Below are 24,487 nucleotides of genomic sequence, written 5' to 3'. Positions count from 1 at the left end.
TGTGGAGAGCATCGAAGGGTCTGAGGTTAACGTACCTGACGCAGTTTTTGCATGGGTGTTTGATGGACGTGGCGGCGCAAGGCCGCTTGAAGATCAGGATCATATCGACAACGAACATCCATGCTGGCTGCACCTCAACTACACGCACCCGGACAGCGCCGAGTGGCTCGCGTCCACGCCGCTATTGCCCAACAACGTTCGGGATGCGCTGGCGGGAGAAAGTCTCAGACCCCGCGTCAGCCGGATGGGTGAGGGGACGTTAATTACGCTGCGTTGTATAAACGGCAGTACGGATGAGCGTCCGGATCAGCTGGTGGCCATGCGTGTTTATATGGATGAACGGCTGATTGTTTCCACCCGCCAGCGAAAAGTGCTGGCGCTGGATGACGTCATTAACGATCTGAAAGAGGGCACGGGACCAACGGATTGCGGCAGCTGGCTGGTGGATGTGTGTGATGCGCTGACCGATCATGCCAGCGAGTTTATAGAAGAACTTCACGATAAAATCATCGATCTGGAAGATAACTTGCTCGATCAGCAAATCCCCCCACGTGGTTTTCTGGCGTTGCTGCGTAAACAGCTCATCGTGATGCGCCGCTATATGACCCCCCAGCGCGACGTTTATGCGCGACTGGCCAGCGAACGCATGAGCTGGATGAACGACGATCAGCGCCGCAGAATGCAGGATATCGCTGACCGGCTCGGACGTGGTCTGGACGAGATTGACTCATGTATTGCCAGAACGGCAGTCATGGCGGATGAGATAGCCCAGGTAATGCAGGAGTCGTTAGCCAGGAGAACGTACACCATGTCGCTGATGGCGATGGTCTTTTTACCGAGTACCTTCCTGACGGGGTTGTTTGGCGTAAACCTCGGAGGGATCCCCGGCGGTGAATATCACTATGGCTTCACGACATTTTGCGTCATGTTAGTGGTTTTGATTGGCGGTGTTGCGTGGTGGTTGCATCGTAGTAAATGGCTGTAAATTTACGCTTTTCTGTGGCAGAGTCGGCTTCAAAACGACATTTTAATTGAGCGAAGTCAATAAACTCCGACCATGTTAGGTGCAATATTACTCCCGCAGGTGAATGCAACGTCAAGCGATGGGCGTTGCGCTCCATATTGTCTTACTTCCTTTTTTTGAATTACTGCATAGCACAATTGATTCGTACGACGCCGACTTCATAGTCGGCTTTTTTTTGCCTCCTGTCTATCTGCGTCTACCCTTTAGGGGTCAGCACCCTAATCTGGAGGAAAAGATGAGTATGCTACTTGCCCTGCAACGCCTGAACACCTGGCAGTCCGATCCGGTGCCCACCGATCCGACGCCGATACCTGACCCTGTCCCACGTCCGCAGCCGATGCCTGATCCACCGCCGGATGAAGAACCGATTAAATTGTCGCATCGTTAGCGCAGATCTGCGAGGATACGCGCCATCTGACTGCAATCATTACCACGAGAGTATATTGTGACCGCTTTTTCCACGCTGAACGTTCTGCCTGAAGCCCAACTGAGTAACCTGAATGAGTTGGGCTACCTCACTATGACCCCTGTCCAGGCCGCCGCGCTGCCGGCTATCCTTGAAGGCCGTGACGTGCGCGTGCAGGCGAAAACCGGCAGTGGAAAAACGGCTGCATTCGGGCTAGGCCTGTTACAACACATTGATGCAACCCTGTTTCAGACTCAGTCCCTGATACTCTGCCCGACGCGCGAGCTGGCCGACCAGGTCGCGGGTGAGCTGCGTCGTCTGGCGCGTTTTTTGCCTAACACTAAAATTTTAACGCTCTGCGGCGGGCAACCGTTTGGTGCGCAGCGCGATTCCCTTCAGCACGCGCCGCATATCATTGTAGCAACGCCGGGCCGTCTGCTCGATCACCTGCAAAAAGGCACCGTTTCACTCGATGCACTGCAAACGCTGGTGATGGATGAAGCTGACCGCATGCTGGATATGGGCTTCAGCGATGCGATTGACGAAGTGATCCGCTTTGCGCCAGCCACGCGTCAGACGCTGCTCTTTTCTGCCACCTGGCCTGAGGCGATTGCGGCGATCAGCGGGCGCGTGCAGAAGAACCCGCTGACCATTGAAATCAATACTGTCGATGCGTTGCCGGCGATTGAGCAGCAGTTCTTCGAGACATCGCAGCAGGGCAAAATTCCACTGCTACAAAAATTGCTGAGCCAACACCAGCCAGCGTCCTGCGTGGTGTTCTGTAATACCAAAAAAGACTGTCAGGCGGTGTGCGATGCCCTGAATGATGCCGGACAGAGCGCATTATCGCTGCATGGCGATCTGGAACAGCGCGATCGCGATCAGACGCTGGTGCGTTTCGCTAACGGCAGCGCTCGCGTGCTGGTTGCAACGGATGTGGCGGCCCGTGGCCTGGATATTAAATCGCTTGAGCTGGTGGTGAATTTCGAACTGGCATGGGATCCGGAAGTGCATGTCCACCGCATCGGGCGTACTGCGCGTGCGGGTAACAGTGGTCTCGCCATCAGCTTCTGCGCACCTGAAGAGGCGCAGCGCGCTAATATTCTTTCGGAAATGCTGCAACTGAAACTCAACTGGGTGAATACCCCAGGTAATATCAGCATCGCTCCGCTGGCGGCGGAAATGGCCACCCTGTGCATCGACGGCGGTAAAAAGGCCAAAATGCGTCCCGGTGACGTTCTGGGGGCGTTAACAGGGGATATCGGTCTCGACGGGGCAGATATTGGCAAGATCACGGTCCACCCTGCGCATGTCTACGTAGCGGTTCGCCAGTCGGTTGCGCATAAGGCCTGGAAACAGTTGCAGGGCGGGAAGATTAAAGGGAAAACCTGCCGCGTTCGACTGCTGAAGTAAGCTTAAAACGCGTCTCAGAAACGATATCTGAGACGCTGCCAGGTTACTTGACTTCTACCACGTTCAGGCGCAGTTCATCGAATTGCGCATCCTCTTCCTCTGGCTGCCAGCCAGCAGGCTGCATCGGGATCTCTTCGCGATCAAACGCCAGATCCCCGCCATTCACCACCTCTGAACCGTGGTTAATCCCTTTGAAATCGAACAGTTCAACGTCGGCGAGGTGCGAAGGCACCACGTTCTGCATGGCGCTGAACATGGTTTCGATGCGGCCCGGATAGCGTTTATCCCAGTCACGCAGCATGTCGCCAATGACCTGACGTTGCAGGTTCGGCTGTGAGCCGCACAGATTGCACGGAATGATAGGGAAGGCTTTGGCCTGAGAGAAACGCTCAATGTCTTTCTCGCGGCAGTAGGCAAGTGGGCGGATCACGATGTGTTTGCCGTCGTCGCTCATCAGCTTCGGTGGCATTCCCTTCATTTTGCCGCCGTAGAACATATTCAGAAACAGCGTTTGCAGAATGTCGTCCCGGTGATGGCCAAGCGCAATCTTGGTGGCACCCAGTTCGGTTGCGGTGCGGTACAGAATGCCGCGACGCAAACGTGAGCAGAGCGAGCAGGTCGTTTTGCCCTCTGGGATCTTCTCTTTAACAATGCCGTAGGTATTCTCTTCTACGATTTTGTACTCAACGCCCAGGTTCTCAAGGTACTCCGGCAGGATATGCTCCGGGAAGCCAGGTTGTTTCTGATCGAGGTTAACCGCGACCAGGGAAAAGTTCACCGGTGCGCTTTGCTGTAGATTACGCAGGATCTCCAGCATGGTGTAGCTGTCTTTACCGCCCGACAGGCAGACCATGATGCGATCGCCTTCTTCAATCATGTTGAAGTCTGCAATGGCTTCGCCCACGTTACGGCGCAGTCGCTTTTGCAGTTTATTCAGGTTGTATTGTTCTTTTTTGTTAACTTCTTGATTTTGTTGCATTTATTACTACCTTCGGAGCCGATAGGGGCATAATAGGGGCAAAAATTTTTCAGCGTGCGAGCTTATCGTTAAGCATCAGCACCTGTTCGCCATTCATTTCTTCAATCCACGCACCGTAGACTTCATAAACCATTTGCGCGTTTTCATGCCCCATCTGGCTGGCTATGAAAGACGGGTTAGCGCCGGCAGATAAAAGCCAGCAGGCAAAAGTATGCCGCGTATGGTACGGATTCCGGCGGCGAATACCAGCACGTTTTACAGCTGCGTTGAATCTCGCACCGATGCTTGATAAAGAGTAGTAGGCTTTCTGCTCTCCTTTGCGCATCCGGGGTATGAAAACGAATCGCAGGCTTTGTTTTTCCACTGCACCATACTCGCGATGATTAAAGACAATTTGGGTTTTAGGCTGTAGTGCTGTCAGCTTACGCTGTGCTTTCAAGGCTTCAAGTGCCGGCTCTAATAGGGTGATAACCCGGTTACCTGCTTCGGTTTTTGGTGGGCCGAACATGCCCAACGCATTAAGATTGCGCTTTATATGGGCTGTACCTTTTTCCCAGTCAATATCTTCCCAGGCAAGAGCTGCGAGCTCTCCATGACGGACGCCAGTATATACTGCGAACGTCCACATATTCAGGCTTTGGCCACGCTCGGATTCCGCAAGCAAACTAAACTCCTGCTTCGTTAAAGGATCCGGTTTTACTTTCCCTTTGTGTAATTTCTTGATCCCTTCGAAGGGCTTGCCACTGATAAAGCCTGATTTGTGTGCAAACCGAAGAAGGGAGCACAGTAGCGATATATAGTTATTCACGGTACGCACAGTGCGTCCCTGTTTGTTGCTTCTGGGATTTGCCAGGTAAAGTGTTTCACCGTTCAACAACTCCTTCCTGTATTTCAGAATGTCGCTGTGGCGTATAGTTGAAACAGGCGTATCTCCGTTAATGATGTGCATTAACGTACCGAGTTGTGAGCGCGTCTTACGCATGGTATTCGCGCTAATTTCGGTTTCTTTAATGCTCGTCCACAGTTCACACAGCTCTGAAAAGGTTTGAACTGAAACAGTGGTTACGGTTTTTTTTGCTCTGGACGATGAAGGAAAGCGCTGGTGGTAATCAAACTCTCCAAGGTTGATCTCACTAACGATCACAGCCCGAAGATTTCCGGCTTTTTTGATGTTCGCCGGAGTGTTAATCCAACCTTTGAGAATTTCGCGGCAACGCTTTCCCCGGTACATAAACCAGATACAAATCTTATTGTTTCTGATTTCGACACCTGTAGGCAAAGCTGCCATCTTACGCATCCCTTATTAACTGATTAATTCTCGGATAGTTGTACCAGGTTGTGCCACGCAAGGTTTTTTCTCCGGAAGGAGAAACCCGTTTAAAATGGACACCTTCCACCCAACAGCCCTGGCGATACTTCTCAATCTGTCGTTCGGTCAGGCCTGTTTTTTCTGTGAGCCTTGCGCCAACAACCCATTCTTCGTTAAAAATTACCTGCGACATGGTTCACCTCAGGTAACCGGCATGAGTATAGATATGCCAGTCTGTAGTCGTTGATATTTCAGTTTCAGTTTGCCTGGCCGGGCAGGGAACGCAGTCGGCGCATGCCGGTCATTGCTGTGGCCACGTAGCTTGCCTTGCAGTTGACCACTTCAACCCAGACCTTCACGCCTTCCACTCTCACCGTATAGGTCTCTTTCATCTTGCTACGCCCATAGTCACCATATCTTTGCTGGTGGGCTGCGAGTGCGATTTCACATGCCTGGCGAGCCAAAGGGAATTGCTTACTGCCTCGATTAATCAGTCGCATTTCTTCTCCTTGAGGGAGGGTTTCCCCTCCCGATCTCGTTAGTCCACGTATTCCGGTTTCATATCCGCCAGGGTGATGCTGAACTGACCATGCAGTTCGTCGCCCAGATGGCGTTTCGACGATGCAAGAACGCGCTCTACTTCTGCGAACCGCGCAGCTGCATCGGGCTCATCTGAAGGTGGCAAGGAATTGATGGCTGCTTCGACTTTGTTCCGTGCATCAACCAGGTAATAACGCTTCACGGCCTTGTTTTTCAGCTCAGTGAACAGGGCAGAACCCAGAGTTGCTTTCACGGTTTCAATATCTGCGCGCAGAGCTTTAGCGCTATCCACATCCTGAGCCGCCTCGATGCGATCACGGAAATCATCAGCAAGTGCATCGATGTTTTGAGCTGATTCCTGAGCCGTTTGAGTCGTAGTGACGTTGTCACCTGAAATGTCTGCAAGGCTTACGTGCTGCGCCGGTGCGGGGTTTACCTCTCGTTCTTCACGGCGATCATCGAGCTCATCCGGGGTGTAAACGCCCAGAATCACATCCGGGCAGAACAGTCTCGCCCAGCGTTTGACGGCCAGGTACGCCAGCTGCTGGCGAGGATCGTCTGCCCACAGGGTAGAGTTTCTGGTGCGGGCCTGAGCCAGCAGTAAATCAAGTTCCCTCGGCTGATCTTCGCCTTTAAGGGTTGCGCGGATAATGATGCCGATCCCGGCTTCGTCAGCCAGGGTCCAGCCCGGGACGCGGTACTCGCCTTTGTCGCCTTTGCGGATATGGAATTTTCCAACGACCTTTTCCCATGGCCCATACCATTCATATTCAAACCGGCTGGCCAGCACGCCGCTGCGTGAAATGACGGCATTAACGAGCTGCGCTTCATACCCGAGCACACCGTTAATCAGGTGCGTCTTCTGCGCCACGGCAAAGGGATTCATCTGCCACTGTGCCGCTTGCATCGCAACAGCCATGCAGTCGGCCTGATTGCCCTGCAGATGTTTAGGAACGGTGGCAGTGCCCTGCGCCATGATCTGCGCAAATGTACTGATGGCATTCAGATACTGGGAATCGAACAGAGCCACGTTGGAGTTAATAACGGTGTTCTGGTCAGCAACGGTAACGTTAGTGTTATGCATAAATCCCCCTTAAGCCTGAGTGCGCAGCGCTTCGAGGCGGCGCAGGTCGAAGTCGTTCAGTTCATCTGTGTAATCGGTAGTGATCGGCGCTGGCCACTCGCCCGTATCGAAGCCTGTGGCAATAGCACGCATTGTTTTGCGGTACTCGAGCATGCCCAGCTCCAGCAGTTCAGTGGATGCCTCAATGATGGCGATCCAGTGGTAGTTCTCGTCTTTGTTGACGAAAATCCAGAAGAACTGGTCCAGCGCCGCGGTCTCGCAATACATAGCCGCACTGAGGTGGTAGTCCCGGTCAATGATTTCCCGGTGCAGTCTGGCGCGTAGGCTTTCTTGCTTCACATTCCACATGCTGATGGTTTTCAGGTCAGCACCGATGCGCACGCCGTCCAGTTCAATCTCGAGGTCAGGGCGTACACGCACTTCTAAACCTGTTTCGTCGTCGAAACCGAAGTAGCTCACTTCAACGGCGCGGCTTGGATGTGTCAGCAGCATGCCGGCGGTCGGGTGCGCCAGGAGTGCAGACTGAATTGCCCGCGCAGTGGCCAGTTGCTGGCGGGTAACCAGAATCTTTTCGCCAGGGTTGTCGCGCCAGGCATCCAGCAGTTCGTCGGCGAATATGGCATCGGGCTTAACTGATTTAACCGCCTGGATCATGTCTGCTTTGCTGCCGGAGACTTTCAACGGCGTCGGTTTCTGCGCTTCCTGTGCGACCAGATCAGGATTGATGATCGCTAATTGCTCGAGTAGCGCGTCACGGCTGCCGCTGGTTTTAACCGGCGTCTGCAGAGTGGCGTTGTACTCTTTGATGCACGCTTTCATTGCCGTTGCCGTTTGCTTCTGGCCTTCTTCAATACGCTGGTACTCAGCAGGGAGAGCCATATAGCTTTGAGCCGTTTCTTCCAGGCTCGCGCCAAGCGGCACTGGAGCGGGAAGGGCTGCGTTATGTTCTTCAAGCAACGCTTTAATCTCGTCAGCGCTCAGCAGTACCGGCAGGCTGGCGTTGTACCCGTCGATGAACTCACGCAGAGTAGCGGTGGTCGTAAACGCATCTTCAGGGATCTCTGGTTCTACGCTGAACTCTGCTTCGAGGTTTTCCGGCTGCAATGCAAGGGCGTGCACCAGGTTTCCCATGTCCAGCACTTTGGATGCTGTGCGCGGGATAGTTTTAGCCACATGCCGCGCGTTGAAGTACATCAGGCTGACGCGGGCATCTTTTACCTGGGTTGAGCTAATACCGTTTGCTACGTGATAAACCTCATTCGGCAGACCTTCGTAGCGGCCAGGCTCGAAGTAAGCCGGGTATTCAATTACCGGTTCTGCTTGCTGTTCTTTCAACGCTACGGAATCTGTCTGCGAATTAGCTGCATCAGTGCTTTCGCTCGGTGGTACCGAACCAACATCTTCGTCTTTCTCTGGCTTAGCCGTTTCCATCTGCACATCGCTGGTGGTCTCCGCTGTGTTTTCCTTTTTTTCGACTTCATTTGAGGGGATATCGATGACCGGGGCGGTATTTCCGCCCATCAGGCCATCGATGGAGAACACTCCACTGCCGAGATTTTCAACCTGCGGTTGTTCAACTGGGGCTTCAGTCTCAACTGCAGGAGTAGGCAACGGCAGTAGCTCCACAGCAGAGATAAATTCAGCCGTCATGGTTTTATTCACGAACTCAAGATGCGCCGCTGGCGTGTGGTGGATGTTCTCTGGTGCGATACGGATCAGATTGAAGATTGCCGCACGGTTCACCGCCAGTATGCCGGGCTGATTACGCAGGATGGCGCTCCATGACTTCCATGGCTCTTCTTTCTTAGCCACGATTTCTTTGGCACGTCGTAACACGCTCGAAGGAATTTCGAAGTGGTGGAAGTCCATAGGCAGTAGGGCACATGCGATCTCAAGATCGAGGGTGTCCAGAGTGTGGTGCGCGCCTTCGCCGCGATCCGTTACATAGCCACCGTCGGCATTGGTACCAGAATCGGTGCGATGAACATTACTAATGCGGTTACTGGCTGCCCATTCGCGAACAAGAATGCCGCGGTCAATGTAATCAGTCGCAGCCCAGATTCTGGTGAATCGGAGAACCAAAGCGAGTTCGTGACGCTTCTCCTGGCTGAACACCTTGCGAATGGCGTCGGTGTAGCGCCACAGGTCTTTGGTGTCGTATCCCTTAACCTCTTCGCAGTTTTCTGCCGCCAGCAGCAGGTTCTGGACATAGCTGTTGTCAGTGTCCATCTCCAGCGCGCTGATACCTTCGTATTCTTCGCGGGCTACGTGATGGCGCAGTTCGTCGGCGGTGAACTGGGCGAGCAGCTGCTTGCGGAAGGGCATACGAACAACTGGATAACGAGTGGTTTCGTCATCATTTTCGTCAATCTGGATACCGTTATCAGGTTCCAGAACCTGATCGGTTGTAACGTCGGAGTTGCTGGTGCTTTCTGATTTGAGAAGTGTAAGCTTTCCGCTTCTCCACTCCCTAACTAACTCATTGCGGTCACCTGCATCTACTCTCAACCAGTCGGCCATGAAAGCAGCAAGTAGCTTTACTTCGTGCTCTTCATCTGGCGCAAATACCTGCTTAATCGCCTGAACCAGTTTCCACTCAGCGTTCAGGCTGAGTTCGTCAACTTCAGGGATATCGTTCTTCGCCTGTAGCAGGTTCTGGAGATAGGTGTTGCCGTCATCCAGTGACATTTCGCTGGCAGCCAGCTGCTGCTCTTTAGTGATATGTGACTGGTATTTGTCGCTGGTCAGGTGGACGGCAAAACGGACCGCTGGAGTGCGGTTTTCAAGCGGGACACTTTCGATGGTAGTTTCGACATTAACGGTCGTTTCCGGTGCGGGAGTGTTATCACCGGCACCAGTCGACTCAGCACCAGCCTTTGGCAGCCAGCTGCGTCCATCGTCCTGCAGTTCGTAGCGTTTGCACCAGGTGTAATCCACTGTGCTTTCTTCAGGCAGATCGTTGTAAACAGGGAAATCGGTGCGAACCGGTTTGGCGTAATCCTTACCGCGGCCGGTTTCAATACCGGCATCTTCTAGCTCAACATCGAGCTGCAGGTTTGCACGGGCTTCTGATTTAGCAGTGAACCAAATCACTGCGTCTTCTTTGCCAGATTTCTGCGTAGCCTTCACTACATAGAAAAATTCCATGTGAGATCCTCTTTTTTGGATGTAAGATCCCCGGGCCAGAGATAGCGCCCATTGGGTGAACTTTGGTTTTTTAAGTAGTTTTCCGGTGTAACTTTGGTCGGGAGCACCGGACGTACGGGCCGCCTTGCGCGGCTTTTACGTTATGCCTCGTGGGCCATCTGGTCGTACGAAGCACAACGTTCAGAGCAGTATTCTTTTTCTTTGCGCGCCAGCTGGGCGCCGTTGCGATAGAGAAGGGTACTTTTAACTACTTCCTCCGGTTCAACCGGCTTGCCGCAGTACCCGCATTTCGTTGAGCTACACATCTGGATTCCCCTTTTGCGCCAACAGGTAGCACAGGCGGCGAAGGAGTACCTCGAAGAAGTTCAGCTTTACGGCCTGTTGCCGTCCTGGTTTGCGTGCGAAATCAATCATTCTCACCCTCGTTTGCCTTATCGCCGGCCAGCGGAACGTTTACACCTGATGCGCGTTAATCTCTCCACCTCATCCGACTATTCGTATGCCGTCGGCGGCTACTTCGTGGGCGTCCTGCCTTGGTGGTTCGTAGTGCGTCTTGGTGAGTTAGATTAAACACAAAGTTTAAGTCTTAGTCAACATAATGAGTAATTTTAAATAAACAAAATGTTTAAATGGTGCTTATGGAGAGTGAAATTTTGTTCTTTGGAGGCAAAAAAATTCGACGAAATGGTACGGGCTGGCAGTCCGGGAAATGGGCGCTTAGTACAAAAGATGTGCTAGTTATTCGAGGGGCATAAAAAAAGGCCACTTTAGGGCCATTTCTTATAGTAGGTCTTTACGAATCATTGCTTAAAGGAGTACTCAATCATCCTGCGAACGAATCCGGCCTTTCATATATTTATCATATAGTTCGTCCAGCTCTTTCAGGCGAAGTGCAAAGATGCGAAGCATGTTCTGTTGCTCTTCTTCGGGAAGCTGACGGTAAAGTTCCAACAGGCGTTGTTCGTCCGGCTTCAGTCCATCTTTTTCGCCGACATCTTGGCCAAGCAGCCACTCAAGGCTCACCCCAAGCGCATCCGCCAGCTTAATCGCTGAGCTTTTACCAATTGTCCCACGAACGAACCAGTTATTGACCGACTGAGCACTGACGCCACAAATACGGGCCATGTCTGATTTGGTCAACTTCTTGAGCTCAAGAACCTCGTTAAGCCGCTGAACTTGTGGGTGGTTAATCTGATGAGTTTTTTCTTTCATGGACGAATTCTAAACCAAAAGTTTATTAGCTCAATATTCAAAATGTTGACACAAACATAAACAATATGTTTAATTGCGTTGTTGATACAGGAGCTATTTATGAAAGCAATTGATAAAGCAATTACCAAAGCAGGAACTGCTACGCGCTTAGCCCAACTGCTAACCGTAAGCGCCATGACTGTTAGTCATTGGCGTAATCGATATAAGGGCGTCGTCCCGGCAGATCGAGTTTTGCAAATTTATGGGGTTACCGGCGTAACTCCGCACGAACTGCGCCCAGATCTCTACCCAAACCCAACAGACGGTTTACCTAAACAGGAGCCTTAACTATGCAAACTGTTTCATTTCAACAGAGTAGCAGAGCTTCCTCTAATCCTCTGATATTCCAGTGTCATCAAAGCGAATCTACAGCGCAGGATATTGCTCATCGTGATATCTGCTCAGCGGTACGAGCTTGGGCGGCGGCAGAAGGGCGCGTAGCTGTTGCACTTCAAATCCAGGAAGCGGCGGAAGAATTTCAACTTGATGGAGTGGATTTCTCAGGTCAGGCCGATGTCTGGAACGTGAAGCTGTTCCGCTGGCTCGACAACAAAGAGGACTCCCTATCGTACCGAAAGAACGTCGAACAGCTGGTGCCCGCGATCATGTCTGTATTACCACTTCGATACCGTGACCGTGTCGTAAAGAACGACTCGTTTGCCTACCGGATGGCCAGGTTGGAAAAAGAAGTGAGTGAGGCGAAGCAAGCTCTGATGCTCGATGCTCCGAAGAAGGAAAAGCTGAAGGAGTTAGGCGAGGGGATTTTTGAGATGTTCCGTGTCGATCCGGACCTTACGGCACCGCTGCTGGCGATGGTCACAACCATGTTGGGGGCAATGTGAAGACTTCAGAAAAGGCGAAAGCCGCGGTGCTCGAACACCAACGGCTTTCAGGTGCAAAAACGGAGTGTAATTGCGGAGCTAAGTATGTCAAACACAGCTGAAATTATCAATTTCCCCCACAGAACCGAACAACCGGGAGGTCGTATGGCCGACCTGTCAAACGGGTATACCAAGGTCGCTAACGAGATCCAACAGCTCAAGCCTCGTCTGAGAATGTCAGGCCGGGAGTGGCAGTGTTTTGAGGCGGTGATCTGGCTTACCTACGGCTGGAACAAGAAACAGGACCGCGTTACGAACACGGTGATCGCCGAGCTTACTGGGCTGAGTGATTCCCACGTTTCTGATGCGCTCAAATCACTCGCAGAACGCAAAATTATCTTCAGTCAGAAGCAGGGCGTGATGAAAACGGTCGGTATAAATACTGACCTTTCAGCCTGGATTTTAGACAAACCGAAAACGGGAAAAGTCTTCCCGAAATCGGGAAAAGTGTTACCGAAAACGGGAAAAACCTTCCCGGAAACGGTAGACACCCAAGACTATAACAAGAACAACAATAAAATATCCTCGTCTCGGAATTCTGACGAATCCCGAAACCAGAAAACTCAAAAGTTTCTCTCTCGCCATCCTGAAGCTGCCGACGGGATATACACCCCGGCAGGTAAATCATGGGGATCCGCTGACGACCTCAAGGCCGCACGCTGGATTTACGACAGGCTTCTCACCGTCAACGCATCGCTATCAGAGCCAAACTGGGCTGAATGGGCAAACACCATCAGGCTGATGCGTGTCCAGGACAAGCGTACTCACTACGAAATCTGTGACCTGTTCCAGTGGGCCAACCGGGACGAGTTCTGGAAAGACAACATCCTGAGCCCTTCAAGTCTGCGAAAGCAATGGGATCAGCTCACCACCAAACGGCTGCGCGCAACCGGGGCGGTAAAACCTTCCCGGGGCGGTATCGACCTGCATAACACCGACTGGATCGACGGGGTGCTGGAATGAAAAACCTTGCAGAGAGCATTCGCGATTTTGACCGGGAACAGGCTCGCCGCGTGGCGCATAACTTGCCTGAGCAGTACACCGAGCGCGAACAAACGCAGCAGGTGGCGCAGATTATCAACGGGCTGTTTGTACAGCTGGCGGCCGCGTTCCCGGCAAGCCTGGTTAACCGAAGCCAGGAGGATGTGAACGAGATTCGCCGTCAGTGGGTGCTGGCCTTCAAAGAAAACGGGATAAACACCATGGAGCAGGTTGAAGCCGGCATGCGTATGGTGCGTCGCCAGGATCGCCCGTTCCTGCCATCACCTGGCCAGTTCATCAAGTGGTGCAGGGAAGGGCGCTGCGTGCTGGGGATCACTACCGCTGACGTGATGGCTGAATACTGGAAGTGGCGTAAGCTGGTGTTCCGTTACCCGAGCAGCGAGCAGTATCCGTGGCCGAAGCCTGTTTATTACCACATTTGCCTCGAGTTGCGGCGCCGCGGAACCGATGGCCAACTGAGCCACAAAGAGCTTGAGCGTGAAGCTGGCGAGATTATGAATATGTGGGAAAGGCGGGTGGTGGCTGGGAAGCCGATTCCACCTGTTCGACGGGCGCTGGCCGCGCCAGTGGCTCCGAAGGGGCCAACGCCTGCAGAAATTCTCAAAGCCAAGTACGAGCGCATGAAAGCTGGTGGGAGGATATAGCGATGAGATGATCCGTTGTGAGTTAACAGCGTTTGTTAAAGTAAATGAATAAAAATTATAGTTTTTCAACTTCCATCTAATAACAACACCATACCTATGGTAATTGTGCCCACGAAATGTAAAAATTGACTAGGTTGAAGCAACCTCATAAAAGAGTCCGTTGATAAGTTTGTCTGATACTAAAACCGGAATGGTTATGAGCGATAAACTAGGGTTCTTTAACTATCAAAATTTGAGTTCTGCCGTCTATTACTAGATAGGGATTACCTTATGTCTCTCCGCTTAAGACAAACATTTAATCTTTTTCCTGGTGTACGCCTCAACATTGGTAAACGTGGTGTAAGCGTGAGCATTGGTGTTCCGGGGGCAACACTAAATGTTGGACAAAAAGGAATTAAAACTACGATAGGGTTGCCTGGATCAGGTTTGTCGTATTCATCAACTCTTTTACCCTACGAGAATAAGCGACCAGTAACAAATCCATTCAATCCAAACACTAATGAAACTCATTTAGATGAGCCTAATACCACACCCAATAACACTCCATTAAACGCCAAAGTTTATCTGCCGCAAGCTGGCATGAATGAAATTTCTAGCGCTTCTGTTGAGGTTCTGACAAGTACATCTCTTTTACCTTTACGAGATTTGATTGCCAAAGCACGCGAGCAAAAAGCCGAGGTAAAAGCTGACTTACAAGAAGCGCTAGCAGAGGAATCGAAACAAAAGAGTGAATTGGTTCGTCGAAAATCAAGTCTGTTCCGTTGGTTTTACAAGCGCCGAATTGCTGAACTTGAAACAGAACTTCCTCAATTGAAAGCAGAAATTGATCGCCTCATATCCTGGGAAGACAACACCAAAATTTCGATAACTTTTGAAAGCAGTGATGCTTCGCAGCGAGCATATGCTGCAGTAGTAAGAGCCTTCGACGCTTTAAAGTCAAGTAGCAAAATATGGGATATTACGGCGGATAGGGCTACAGACCAATTTGCTGAAAGGACATTAGCCACTAGAACTGTGAACCGATACCCCGTTAACTTCGATTTCAGTTCAACTGACATCATTCAGTTCGCAGGGCGAGCGATGTGGTTTGAAAATATCAATGGTGATGATATTTTGCTCTACCCTGGTGTTGCTGTCCTTCCTCGTGCCGATGGTGCCTTCGCTCTGATCGACTTACGCGAATTAGAAATCAAAGCAGAACCTCGAGGATTTCATGAAGAAGATGGTGTACCGATTGATGCCAAAGTTGCTGGTCATACATGGGCAAAAACGAACAAGGATGGCTCTCCAGACCGCCGATTTAAAGACAATTATCAAATCCCTATCTGTATTTATGGAAATATTACTTTTCAGTCTCAATCCGGAGTTACTGAAGAATACATGGTATCGAATGCTGAAGCCGCACTTGCCTTTTCAGAGGCTATGAAACGCTACCAACTTTCACTTAACGAATGAGAGGCGATATAGCATCTTCTGATGTCTCTATCGCTTCCCTCCCTTCTAGTGTCTGATCATTAAAACTCATATCAGACGAGCTAGTAACTCACTGATTATGACGTGGCGCTTTTGTGTCATGCTGAAAGACCTACTTCTATGTTTCCTGAAAGCCTGCTAGCCCTCAGGCTAAACGAACCTTAGAAATTTCTAAGTGGTAATAATCACATAAGTCTTCTTCATGTGTGTTATAACCGAGTTAGAAATCGCCACCACAGGCGGTTAAGAGGCTTCTCATGAAACTACTTATCACAAGAGCAATCGGCCTCAGCAAGTTCTCGCCACGTTGGGTTAAGGTAATCTGTTTACGGTTGACTAAAAGTGGTGTTTGAGTATCATGCGGACAACAATTTTAGAGGGTTGCAGGAAGAATGTTTGCAACCTGTAAATAGCCTTTTCGAAGCGCAGAGAAGGTTTGTCTCTTGCTGCGCTTCGATAGAGCTAACGTTCCCCATCACATTCTATTTTTCCAAGGTACTTCTCAATATCTCGTCCTGAAGGGAATGCTGTAAAACCAGGGCGTCTTATATTTCGTCTACTTTTATCATAAAAAACCGAAAGGATCCCCGAAAGGATGAATTGTAATCCTAGGTGGGATTCACCTTCACCGTGGACCAAACTAATAAATTTTGCTTTAGTTACCTTTTTTTCTTTGGGTCTTTGCTTAAACAGGCTCCACTCACTAAGAGAACCAATATAACCAATTAAGTCATCAAATGTCGGTTTATCGCCACATCCATATGCTTCGACGATTTTATTAAATATCCAAGCTAAATTTCCCTCGCGCTTTTTATCTATCTTTGATTCCATTGTTACCAAAGCGAGAAAAGGCCCCCTAACTTTGTCGACTTGATTATTGGAGTATTGAGTTTTGCATAACTTTGAAGCATTCCATAAAGTTTGACACTCTTTTGCTATATCACCATCGTTAAGGTGTTTTTTTACCGAAATTATTGCTACAACTCCCTCCGGAGGAACTATCGCACTATTTCCAAACCTTTGGAAAACTGGATATCTTTCAGAATCGTAGACAATTATGTCTAACTGAGATGAATTTTTATCAAAATCATACCTCCGCTCTTTACCTGTAGTGCCAGTTTTTACTGCAGGCCGAAGTATGAACCCAGTAAGAATCTCTAATCCTTGAGGAAGATATTTTGAAAAATATTCGCGCAATAACTCTTCTACGAATCGACCATCCTCACCATGATGCGCTGACCCTTTATGTTTTTGAGAAGGAATAAGTGTTTCAAATTGCCTGTATATAGATATAAGTGCATCAACCTCTTGCGACCAATAGTTTTGAAGTCTCTTTCCGTCCATATATTCCCCCTGTTTCGGTGATTACGTCAATGCATTTATATAATATGAATTGATACTAGCATGATTTTTTATAGCATTGATATAGTGAAAAGATAAATGGTAAAAATTAACAATAAAAGGTGCTATTCTTCATAGCACCTTTTATAAAAGGTTTAATTATAAATCTAATCTCTTTTGCTTTTAGGTTTAACCCCACCTTTCCTTCCTAAACCGAAACCAACCCTATACAGATCTGGCATATCAACACGACCATCTTTTTTTGTTTCAATTAGTCCAAGATTCTCTAGATCTTCCCTAATTCCTGACCAACCACGTTCAGCATGTTGAGCGGGTAGTCTATTAGTATTCACTTGCTCTGGCCCAAAAGGAAAAGAACTCATCCATCTTTGCTCGACAGTTTCAATATCACAAGGTACATTCAAACCTTTTAAAGTAGATAAAACATCAGGTACCCAAGGATAATCTTCTGCAACTTCAGTAACTCGTATCTCAGAAGCCTGCTGAATACCACGCTTTAGACTTTCATAATGTAATGCATATTCATGATTTGGATAGCGAGAACTTGAGTCTTGAGCTGCTTGACTGATCGCAGCTAAAAATGACCTTGGTGAGGTTTGTCCTCTGCCATCCGATAAATGATTTACAGACCAAGTGTATGGTACACCTCGTCTTTTATCTTTACCCATCCATGGTCCAGCTAATTTTTCAAAAGCCTTCCTTTGGGCTTCGCTTTCTCTTTTCATTTCGTCTGGAAGTTGAAAGGAGTTGTTGACAGAAGTAAGTTTTCTAGATGTGGCGTTCTGACATATTTCACGTAAAATATTAGCATTCAAATCCATTGAATTAATTAATCTTTGCCAAAGTAAACCATGCAGATCATGTCTGCTCCATGTCAATTCTGCTTTAGTTGCCAATATTTTAGAAGCATCAGGAAAGTTAAAAACTGTTCTAGCCGCTTGGTCTTCACGTAAAAATACCTTTGCTGATAAACCATTATATGATTTCAGCCATAAGACTGCACGCAATAGACCGCGAACAATCTCATCCATTCTCTGCCAATCGTTACTTGTCCTGTCCAAAGCGTCAAAAACAATTAGTCCATTCCAATTACGAGATGTACTCATTAGCCTTGCAGCTTTTTCAGGCTCCGATTTGAACCAATCGATAGTTTCTTGCCAAGTATTAGTAGGTATAGAGATGTTTGATTTTCCAGCTACCCAACGAATAATCACTGTTCTCCAAATATCATATGGAGCATAATTTTTACTCAGCAATAGTTGGAAAGTATCTTCATTTGGATAACTATCAACATCCTCAACATTTGAAAAACCGACAAATATTTCTAAATTTTGTAATTCGGGAACATATTCTTGCATGGTAGCGCGAAGATGTCGTGATTTGAGAACAGCTGTCCAAAATGATTTACCAACACCACGCCCTCCTATTACAATATTGGAGGCAAGCTTCAAAGCTTTGATATGAGATAATGGCACATAGAGGTCGCCAATATCAGGTTCATCTCCAAAGCTACTTGATTCTAGGGAGGCGGCGGATATCGCACGCCTAATTATTTGAACATCAGTCATCAGATATCTCCGAGTCAAAAACACTTTCAATCCCTTCAATTAAGGGTCCAAAAATTGACTTTATAGAATTTTCATCAATTGTGGCTAGTCGTCCATGTAGAGCTAAGGAACCAGTAAAACTACGATGCCACTGAATTGCCCAAGGATTATGAGGAGCCCCCTCATCAGAGCTATCGAAATTCCAGCCTTCTACTAATTCTCTTACCTTCCATTTGTAATCTTCATCGTTGGAAGGTCCCACTGCATTGATTGGCGCCGCTTCGATTTCGTCATATAAATTATTGGAGAAAAGATCGTATGCATGATCTCTGAGTGACATAAGATATTCAATCTTGTCTGTTTCTGGAACCATAGAGGCAACAATTTGTAATCTTTCGCGAATATCGTTAGCAACTTCACTGTTCAACCAATGTTCGAATAATATTTTATAACCGTTCCATGTCTGCAGCCCATCTAAAGCAAATAGTAGTATTAGATTAGCCCCCATATCTGTAACACAACATGAGGCAATCTCATCAATGCCAGAACGTGAATCAATCAATATGATATCAGGGGATATAACTTGTTCGAGTTTATCAATTAGTCTATTTAATCTTTGTGACCATTTTTCTTTTTTACCTTGTTGATCTACTTTTGGCATCCAAACCCTACCGAGTTTTGACACATACTCTCCAGCCTCAACTCCATGAGCCGGTACAACAAAAATTTCGCCATCATGAGACAATGGGCTTGTTGCTATCATTGAGTCAATTAGTTGTTCACCATTGTCTACTAAATCTTCTACAAGCCAATCTGTGATACCATATTTAGGTTGACGATCAATAGGTAATAGAGCTGTAGATAATCCAGGTGATTCTAGATCAAGATCTAATACTAAAACTTTCTTGCCTTGTTGTGCGAGTTTCCAAGAGGCTGCCGCAAGGGATGTAGAACGCCCCACACCTCCTTTTATAGAGAAGAAAACAACTCGCGGAGCATTTTTGGTTATTTTTGAAACGTTTCCCCAAGTAGATTCATTTGCATACCGATCAGCGAGGAATACATTTTCAAAGCCATTGATTCTGAATAGCTGGGCACCATCCTTCACATATTCAATATCATTTTCAAACAATGTTGAAACGTTATGATAATGTCCGTGGAGTTCCTTTGAAAGCTCATTTTCAAGAGCATGTAATCCCTCGATTTTCTGAGGATTATCCTTGATTGATTCTGGTGCAACCAGACGAACCCTTCCATTCAGGTCACGGTTTAATACTAACCAATCCAAAGATTGAACCAGATCAGTAAATTTACTTATGATTTGAGTAGATAATGGTACGATTTGGTCGAAAGTTATCATACTAATCCTGCTAATTTGGCTTTTCTTATCAATTGATTAACTTGATCGGCTGCTGCTTTATGTGGAGAGACTTTAGCAGCATCGAAGCTTGATTGGTTGTAATAACGCTGCGAAGCATTCCAATCATGGAAAGGGTTTGTTCCATTCAACTGGTAATCTGCTCCACTGGTATGCGACGAGCGATAGCTCTCGAATCGATCCCAAACTTTATCAGCGTGTACTGCATCAGAACTTTTTTGTGGCATTTGCCTCACGTTATCGAACGGCATACCAAATGCTTTCATTAACGATTTCAGACCACATTCTACTGAAAATCCATATAGTTGATCTGCATTAGCAAATCTTCCAGAAGAAAATAATTGATTGGCATCAACTAAATGCCGGTCATGTGAATCTACAAAATCCGTGCTCATTTTTTGACCTTTTTTGTTGAATCTTCATCAGATCATTGCATTGCTTTACAGTACACTAATAGCATAGTGTTCAACAACCTATACCTGCTAAGCGTTCGTCGCAAAATTGTTTTGATGCTCAAATAATCTGCATCCTCTAAAGATAGATATCAGCCAGATTTGCATCTTTTCAAGCCCGGGACTTGGAGTCTATAAATTTAGTTTTCTTGCATGAAGCGTGCCGATATGTATTTTTATAGTCTAACTGAAACTATATGCTTGCTAAGGATGTTGCTGGCACGGTGTTATTATACAAACAACAATTATAAATAATGCTATTTATGGCTGGACACTGAAAATTAGTCATATATATCTGGAACAGATACAAAGATAAGGCATATCTCATCGAAATTAATTCTTACTCTATTACTTTGAATGTATTCAAAATACCAAATTTTGAGGTTTTTCCTTGGGGACATTTTCAGCAGGCAGTTATAAAAGCCTAAGGTTATTGTTAAAATGTATCTCGTTCGAACTCTAAATGTTACATCTAACAATAAATTTCTCTTCAAATAAAATCACCAACTCTGCGAAGGTATTTATGTTACTAGGCGATTACGGCGTTAACTATAAAGCAATGCGTTATAGAACTTTGCGTAGTAGTTTTGTTCTCTTAAATGATTGCAAAAGTCATCAAGAGAGTTTATAAAAGTACTGTATATGCATACAGCTTGCCATTGCGGAGGGAAAAATGAAAATCGAGCTAACCATTGATCGCATGAAGAAACTTCCTGATGGAGCTATACCTGCCCTCGAGTCAGAACTGCTCAAAAGGCTCAGTAAACAGTTCGATGATTGCCAGATTACGATTAAGCGTGCCAGCAATGATGGGCTGACTGTTTTCGGAGGCGACAAGAAAGAGGTCGAACATATCGTGCAGGAGACCTGGGAGAGCGCGGACGAGTGGTTTTATTAATCGCGTGAATTTCACTGGAGCAGTTTCAAAGAGTATCGCTGTTTGCGTTCCCCTGGCTGTTCCCGATTACTGTTTACCGCGTCAATAAGTCGCTCTGGGGGAAATAGTGTGTAGTGCAGATGCCTTTAATGCAGATGATCAATGGTACGACGTGGTCAGAAGGGCCGATAAAGCAGTTATCTATAGCTTCCCGGCGGAAGGGAGATATCTGGTTTATCGAGTAAATGGAATAGTTTCATTACGACCGTTACTCGAAGAGGAAGAAATATTCACTCTCAACGGGTTTATGCAATTTGCAAAACGACTAGGGTACCGAGTTACACCACCGTCTGATATTATTCTTTCATAGGCCTGAACAACCTATACCTGATGCGCCACGGAGAGAACCATGGCGCTAGAATTACAACTTATAAAACACCACTCAGGAATACTGATCCCGGCTACGCCCGAGACCAGCGATATCCTGCAATCCAAAACCCGGCTCGGCGATGTTCTTGTTGCCGAGTTCAGGCGGGTACGAAACCCGGCATTCCATCGACGCTTTTTCGCGCTTCTCAATCTCGGTTTTGAATACTGGGAACCAACTGGCGGGGCTATCTCTAGCAACGAGCGGAAGCTGATCACCGGCTACGCCAAATTCCTGGCTTCGTATGGCGGGAATGAGAGCGCGCTGATCGATGCTGCTGAGCAGTATCTGGAACAGGTTGCTTACCGGCGCGTCACGAATGGCATTAGCCTGTGCAAATCCTTCGATGCTTACCGCTCATGGGTAATCGTTGAGGCAGGGCACTTTGATGCCATTCAGCTGCCAGACGGAACACTCAAAAAGCATCCTCGCAGCATCTCGTTTGCCAACATGGACGAGCTCGAGTTCCAGCAGCTCTATAAAGCTGCGCTCGATGTTCTTTGGCGCTGGGTCCTGTCCCGTTCATTCCGCAGTCGTGATGAGGCCGAAAATGTCGCCGCTCAGCTGCTTGGCTTCGTGGGGTGACGGGTATGAAATATTCTTGGTTCCATCATACCGACTGCAGCACCGAACAGGCCGACGAACTGGTCAAGCGTTACAAAGCGCGCGGCGTGCGCGTTGAGCGCAGCCTAAACCAGGATTACGTGACCTGGACTGTCAGTGCATTCCTTCCGACCTCAAGTACACCAGCGCGCCCGGATAGCCGCTGGCGAAACCGGATGTGGGGGTGAGCATGGTTATTTATCGCAGCAAAAAATGGCTCGCTGCCGTCGGGCAGATAGAGCGTTGTGTTCTTTGTGGTGCATGGGGAACGCAGGTGGCACACCGGAACGAAGGGAAAGGCATGGGATTAAAAACCGATGACTGTGCGACAGCTGCGCTCTGCGTTTGCTGTCATGACAGCATTGATAACGGGAATAAGCTGAATAGGGAAGAGCGCCGGCAGCTTATGGACCGCGCGATTGTTCTGACAGTGATTGAAGTTGCCCGCCGCGGGCTGGTGGTGCCCGCATGAAAATTTACGAAATTACGCCGATTGGCAAGCCCAGAATGACTCAGCGTGACCGATGGCATAAACGGCCAGCAACAGCAGCGTACTGGGCTTACAAAGAACAGGTCAGGTTGCTGGGCGTCCGTCTGCCGGAGTCTGGATATCACGTCACGTTCGTGATCCCCATGCCAAAGAGCTGGAGCAAGACAAAGCGAGCGCAATATGTCGGCCGGCCTCATCAACAAAAGCCGGACAAAGACAACCTGGAAAAAGCTTTGCTGGATGCAGTGTTTGACGAGGATAGCCATGTTTGGGACGGACGGGTTACCAAAATCTGGGGAGAGACAGGGCAAATCATTATCGAGGAGGCCAGATGAAGCCAGAAACGCTTGAGGTACTCCGCGCGCGCTGGCAGCGCCTTCGCATTTACCGCTACCGGGGATCGGTGCTGGTGGATTACCGCATTCTTCGTAATTTTGTTCGTATCTATCATTCAGCAGGAGCAGCCTAATGAACCTCGAAAACACCGTGAAATACCACTTCGCCAAATCGACGCTTATTAGCGACTCTCCGCGCGCTACGGCGTCAGACTCATTAAGCGGAACGGATATCATGGCCGCTATGGGCATGACGCAGGAACGGGCCGCCATGGGTTATAGCGCCTTTCTCGGGAAGATGGGTATCAGCAACAATGACCGGGAGAGGGCGATCGAATTGCTGGCCCAGTACGCACTGACCAAGTGCGACCGGGTTGCTGCACTTCGCAAACTGGATGCTGGGGTTAAACAACTTGTGATGCATCAGCTGGCCACCTTCTCGTTTGAGGACTATTCCCGCAGCGCCGCAAGCGTGAAACATTGCGTATGTTGCGACGGACAGGGGTTCATTGACGCAGATGTGTTTACGATGAAGACCAGCACCCATTGGCACGCAAAAGATGTTATTAAAAAATCTACCGCTTGGGGGCTGAAAGTTATCCCTTCTCAATACGAAAATAAACGCAAGGTGCGAGAATTGGCCCGGTTGCTGTGCCCAGAATGCAAGGGGAAGAAGGTTGTCAGTTGCGCCTGTAAAGATTGCCATGGACGCGGGAAAGCCGTTAATCAGGCTCTTACAGAACGGCAGGGCGTTCCGGTTCTGACCGATTGTAAGCGCTGCAGCGGGCGCGGGTATGAACGAATTCCATCAACTGAGGCTTACGCCGCGTTGTGCCAGATAACGGATGCAATCAGCCTCGATACCTGGAAGAAGTCTGTTAAGCCATTCTACGATCAGCTCATCACCAAGTTTGATATCGAAGAGGCTTGGGCTGATGCGCAGCTGAAGCAGATAACAAAATAGGGCGTGAAATTATCGTGAACTATTTACTTTTCCCGAATCTGTGGTAATTTTGCTCTAACGATGGGTTATTGCCTTCGTTTAAAGCCCTGCGGTTAACCCCGTGGGGCTTTTTGCTTAATAGCGATTTAAGAATTTCTAAAACCATCACTATTCATTGCCTCTTATAATCTTTATATCGAAGAGGAGGGTATGATGAGAGAAGGCTATTACTGGATCCAGTACAATGGCAGCAGGCAGATCGCTTACTACATGCACGAAAAAATCGACGATTTAGAGTCGGGTGAAGTTATCTATGGTGCATGGTACGTGACTCGTGGAGATGACCTTGCCAATAATGGCGAGGTTGAAGTAATTAGCGAGCGTATTGAAGAGCCAAAGCTGTAACAGCAAAAAATTATATGAAGCCTCTTAACTGTGCTAGGCGTTAGTACCCATGGAAGAAGTAGCGAATCTTCAAGCCGACAAATTTCAAAACTGGCCAGACATAATGCTGGATTAAATATAGGACTGGTGGAACAACCAATGTCGCACCAGTTGCGCAGAGTGCGTATACCGCCGAGTCCTTTGCGATTAATGAGTAATTTAGGTTAAGTGTTTCAAGATTAATTGCATTGGCTGTACTCGAACCTAGAAATCCAGAGCCAAAAACAACCAGAAACACGTAAAGTGATACTGTTATGAGCCTTAAAATTAACCGAATGTATTTCACGATGAACACCTGCTGATTGATGTCATCGTTTTACACAAATGCCATCTTTTTAGCTAGCTTCTAGGTCGCTTGGTTCTAAATAATATCCTGTTCATTGCCTTACCCTCACATTGCCAGCCTGTCGCTGGCTTTTTCATTTGAGGCTCCTAGAACCATCATCGACACGCCTTCTTGTTAAATCGTCCCGACG

General features: G+C 48.3%; 29 protein-coding genes and 1 pseudogene. 17 read left to right on the top strand and 13 right to left on the bottom strand.

Annotated elements, in window-relative coordinates; translation table 11 throughout:
- Position 1: 1 nt before the first annotated feature.
- The 3 genes from zntB (at position 2) to dbpA (ending at position 2,843) form a co-directional block, all read left to right on the top strand.
- A complete protein-coding gene (gene zntB / locus SK47_RS11300) occupies positions 2-985 on the top strand; it encodes a zinc transporter ZntB (protein WP_032609311.1) in 984 nt (327 codons plus the stop codon).
- Between the two features lie 280 nt (positions 986-1,265).
- Positions 1,266-1,412 (top strand): proline-rich small protein YnaL, encoded by a 147-nt coding sequence (locus SK47_RS23930; protein WP_275427718.1) that lies wholly within the window; start codon positions 1,266-1,268, stop codon positions 1,410-1,412.
- Between the two features lie 57 nt (positions 1,413-1,469).
- Positions 1,470-2,843 (top strand): ATP-dependent RNA helicase DbpA, encoded by a 1,374-nt coding sequence (gene dbpA / locus SK47_RS11295; RefSeq protein ID WP_048244253.1) that lies wholly within the window; start codon positions 1,470-1,472, stop codon positions 2,841-2,843.
- A gap of 43 nt (positions 2,844-2,886) precedes the next feature.
- On the opposite strand, the gene ttcA is transcribed toward dbpA, so the two are convergent.
- The 9 genes and pseudogenes from ttcA to SK47_RS11255 all read right to left on the bottom strand — a co-directional run bounded on the left by ttcA (position 2,887) and on the right by SK47_RS11255 (position 11,114).
- Complete coding sequence (gene ttcA, locus SK47_RS11290; protein WP_048244251.1) at positions 2,887-3,822, bottom strand: tRNA 2-thiocytidine(32) synthetase TtcA; 936 nt, start codon at positions 3,820-3,822, stop codon at positions 2,887-2,889.
- Positions 3,823-3,871: 49 nt separating this feature from the next.
- Complete coding sequence (locus tag SK47_RS11285) at positions 3,872-5,110, bottom strand: site-specific integrase (protein ID WP_048244250.1); 1,239 nt, start codon at positions 5,108-5,110, stop codon at positions 3,872-3,874.
- A gap of 1 nt (position 5,111) precedes the next feature.
- Complete coding sequence (gene xisR, locus SK47_RS11280) at positions 5,112-5,324, bottom strand: excisionase family protein (protein ID WP_014884030.1); 213 nt, start codon at positions 5,322-5,324, stop codon at positions 5,112-5,114.
- A 64-nt stretch (positions 5,325-5,388) separates the two neighbouring features.
- Positions 5,389-5,631, bottom strand: a complete 243-nt coding sequence (locus SK47_RS11275) for a DUF4060 family protein (protein ID WP_048244248.1) — start codon at positions 5,629-5,631, stop codon at positions 5,389-5,391.
- A gap of 38 nt (positions 5,632-5,669) precedes the next feature.
- Positions 5,670-6,755: a RecT family recombinase gene (locus SK47_RS11270; protein WP_047647991.1), complete on the bottom strand. Its 1,086-nt coding sequence runs from the start codon at positions 6,753-6,755 to the stop codon at positions 5,670-5,672.
- 9 nt (positions 6,756-6,764) lie between these two features.
- Positions 6,765-9,902 (bottom strand): RecE family exodeoxyribonuclease, encoded by a 3,138-nt coding sequence (locus SK47_RS11265; RefSeq protein ID WP_048244246.1) that lies wholly within the window; start codon positions 9,900-9,902, stop codon positions 6,765-6,767.
- Between the two features lie 140 nt (positions 9,903-10,042).
- Entirely contained in the window at positions 10,043-10,207 is a 165-nt protein-coding gene (locus SK47_RS24105) for a YdaE family protein (RefSeq protein ID WP_047958764.1), read from the bottom strand.
- Positions 10,200-10,355 (bottom strand): annotated as a pseudogene (locus SK47_RS24315) (hypothetical protein); the annotation flags it as partial. The gene SK47_RS24105 and the pseudogene SK47_RS24315, both read right to left, overlap by 8 nt.
- 366 nt (positions 10,356-10,721) lie before the next feature.
- Positions 10,722-11,114, bottom strand: coding sequence for a helix-turn-helix domain-containing protein (locus SK47_RS11255; protein ID WP_022651301.1), 393 nt, complete (start codon positions 11,112-11,114; stop codon positions 10,722-10,724).
- 99 nt (positions 11,115-11,213) lie between these two features.
- Between SK47_RS11255 and SK47_RS11250 the strand changes: the two genes are divergently transcribed.
- From SK47_RS11250 to SK47_RS11230, 5 genes are all read left to right on the top strand, one after another.
- Positions 11,214-11,441 (top strand): transcriptional regulator, encoded by a 228-nt coding sequence (locus tag SK47_RS11250; protein ID WP_045135262.1) that lies wholly within the window; start codon positions 11,214-11,216, stop codon positions 11,439-11,441.
- Positions 11,442-11,443: 2 nt separating this feature from the next.
- The gene (locus SK47_RS11245) at positions 11,444-11,995 is read left to right on the top strand and encodes a toxin YdaT family protein (RefSeq protein WP_045135261.1); all 552 of its coding nucleotides are present in this window, start codon (positions 11,444-11,446) and stop codon (positions 11,993-11,995) included.
- Positions 11,996-12,079: 84 nt separating this feature from the next.
- Positions 12,080-12,997 carry a replication protein gene (locus tag SK47_RS11240; protein ID WP_045135260.1) on the top strand — a complete coding sequence of 306 codons (918 nt, stop codon included), beginning with the start codon at positions 12,080-12,082 and terminating at the stop codon, positions 12,995-12,997.
- Positions 12,994-13,680, top strand: a complete 687-nt coding sequence (locus tag SK47_RS11235) for a replication protein P (RefSeq protein WP_048244240.1) — start codon at positions 12,994-12,996, stop codon at positions 13,678-13,680. Before SK47_RS11240 ends, SK47_RS11235 begins: the two co-directional genes overlap by 4 nt.
- Before the next feature lie 270 nt (positions 13,681-13,950).
- Positions 13,951-15,135, top strand: coding sequence for a DUF4236 domain-containing protein (locus tag SK47_RS11230; protein ID WP_045135258.1), 1,185 nt, complete (start codon positions 13,951-13,953; stop codon positions 15,133-15,135).
- Positions 15,136-15,615: 480 nt separating this feature from the next.
- Here the strand turns inward: SK47_RS11230 and SK47_RS11225 are convergent, their stop codons facing one another.
- The 4 genes from SK47_RS11225 to SK47_RS23205 form a co-directional block, all read right to left on the bottom strand.
- A complete protein-coding gene (locus SK47_RS11225; RefSeq protein WP_045135257.1) occupies positions 15,616-16,497 on the bottom strand; it encodes a DUF6602 domain-containing protein in 882 nt (293 codons plus the stop codon).
- A gap of 164 nt (positions 16,498-16,661) precedes the next feature.
- Positions 16,662-18,083: a hypothetical protein gene (locus tag SK47_RS23210; protein WP_072044397.1), complete on the bottom strand. Its 1,422-nt coding sequence runs from the start codon at positions 18,081-18,083 to the stop codon at positions 16,662-16,664.
- Complete coding sequence (locus SK47_RS11220) at positions 18,076-19,422, bottom strand: ParA family protein (RefSeq protein WP_045135256.1); 1,347 nt, start codon at positions 19,420-19,422, stop codon at positions 18,076-18,078. The genes SK47_RS23210 and SK47_RS11220 overlap by 8 nt, the downstream gene beginning before the upstream one ends.
- Positions 19,419-19,835 (bottom strand): hypothetical protein, encoded by a 417-nt coding sequence (locus SK47_RS23205; RefSeq protein ID WP_080335848.1) that lies wholly within the window; start codon positions 19,833-19,835, stop codon positions 19,419-19,421. Before SK47_RS23205 ends, SK47_RS11220 begins: the two co-directional genes overlap by 4 nt.
- Before the next feature lie 730 nt (positions 19,836-20,565).
- Between SK47_RS23205 and SK47_RS11215 the strand changes: the two genes are divergently transcribed.
- The 9 genes from SK47_RS11215 to SK47_RS11180 all read left to right on the top strand — a co-directional run bounded on the left by SK47_RS11215 (position 20,566) and on the right by SK47_RS11180 (position 23,972).
- Complete coding sequence (locus SK47_RS11215; RefSeq protein ID WP_045135255.1) at positions 20,566-20,790, top strand: DinI family protein; 225 nt, start codon at positions 20,566-20,568, stop codon at positions 20,788-20,790.
- Between the two features lie 106 nt (positions 20,791-20,896).
- Complete coding sequence (locus SK47_RS24310) at positions 20,897-21,139, top strand: hypothetical protein (protein WP_224065701.1); 243 nt, start codon at positions 20,897-20,899, stop codon at positions 21,137-21,139.
- A 39-nt stretch (positions 21,140-21,178) separates the two neighbouring features.
- Entirely contained in the window at positions 21,179-21,781 is a 603-nt protein-coding gene (locus SK47_RS11210; protein ID WP_048244238.1) for a DUF1367 family protein, read from the top strand.
- A 5-nt stretch (positions 21,782-21,786) separates the two neighbouring features.
- A complete protein-coding gene (locus SK47_RS11205; protein ID WP_048244236.1) occupies positions 21,787-21,987 on the top strand; it encodes a hypothetical protein in 201 nt (66 codons plus the stop codon).
- Between the two features lie 2 nt (positions 21,988-21,989).
- Positions 21,990-22,271, top strand: a complete 282-nt coding sequence (locus tag SK47_RS11200) for a DUF1364 family protein (protein WP_048244234.1) — start codon at positions 21,990-21,992, stop codon at positions 22,269-22,271.
- The gene (locus tag SK47_RS11195; RefSeq protein WP_048244232.1) at positions 22,268-22,624 is read left to right on the top strand and encodes a RusA family crossover junction endodeoxyribonuclease; all 357 of its coding nucleotides are present in this window, start codon (positions 22,268-22,270) and stop codon (positions 22,622-22,624) included. The genes SK47_RS11200 and SK47_RS11195 overlap by 4 nt, the downstream gene beginning before the upstream one ends.
- Positions 22,621-22,758 carry a YlcG family protein gene (locus tag SK47_RS23925; RefSeq protein WP_048244230.1) on the top strand — a complete coding sequence of 46 codons (138 nt, stop codon included), beginning with the start codon at positions 22,621-22,623 and terminating at the stop codon, positions 22,756-22,758. The genes SK47_RS11195 and SK47_RS23925 overlap by 4 nt, the downstream gene beginning before the upstream one ends.
- Complete coding sequence (locus SK47_RS11185; protein ID WP_048244223.1) at positions 22,758-23,588, top strand: antitermination protein; 831 nt, start codon at positions 22,758-22,760, stop codon at positions 23,586-23,588. Before SK47_RS23925 ends, SK47_RS11185 begins: the two co-directional genes overlap by 1 nt.
- A 192-nt stretch (positions 23,589-23,780) precedes the next feature.
- Complete coding sequence (locus SK47_RS11180) at positions 23,781-23,972, top strand: hypothetical protein (protein WP_041162662.1); 192 nt, start codon at positions 23,781-23,783, stop codon at positions 23,970-23,972.
- Positions 23,973-24,487 lie beyond the last annotated feature (515 nt).

Origin of the sequence: Enterobacter sp. BWH52 (assembly GCF_001037565.1) — a bacterium.
GTDB classification, from domain to species: domain Bacteria; phylum Pseudomonadota; class Gammaproteobacteria; order Enterobacterales; family Enterobacteriaceae; genus Enterobacter; species Enterobacter hormaechei_C.
This window is presented reverse-complemented; position numbering and strand designations above follow the sequence as displayed.